Below are 424 nucleotides of genomic sequence, written 5' to 3' on the forward strand. Positions count from 1 at the left end.
GGTGCAGGGCCTCACCACCGACCAGCTCGTCAACTTCAGCACCGACGACCTGCGCGCGCTGGGCAGCAGCTCGCTGCGTGCATTGAACAGCGGGCAGCTTGCCGCGCTGAACAGCGACCAGATCGGCGCGCTGACCAGCACGCAGGTCCAGCAGCTCACCACCGCCCAGGTGGCCGGCATGGGCAGCGACACGCTCAACGCGCTGACCAGCTCGCAGATCCCGGCGCTGACCAGCGCCCAGGTGGCCGCCATCGGAACCGCCCAGGTGGCGACGATGACCACCGAGGACGTGGTCTCGCTCGGCTCGTCCGGCATCAAGGCGATGAGCTCCGCGCAGATCCATGCGCTGAGCACCGATGACGTGATCGCGCTGACCAGCGGCCAGGCCGCCGTGCTCAGCTCCGTGCAGGTGCAGGGCCTGACG

General features: G+C 69.6%; 1 pseudogene. It reads left to right on the top strand.

Annotation, left to right across the window (positions count from 1 at the left end):
* A pseudogene (locus B0W88_RS34245) lies at positions 1–424 on the top strand (heme utilization protein); the annotation flags it as partial.

It is taken from the genome of Pelomonas sp. KK5 (genome assembly GCF_001984095.1).
Taxonomy (GTDB): Bacteria; Pseudomonadota; Gammaproteobacteria; order Burkholderiales; family Burkholderiaceae_C; genus KK5.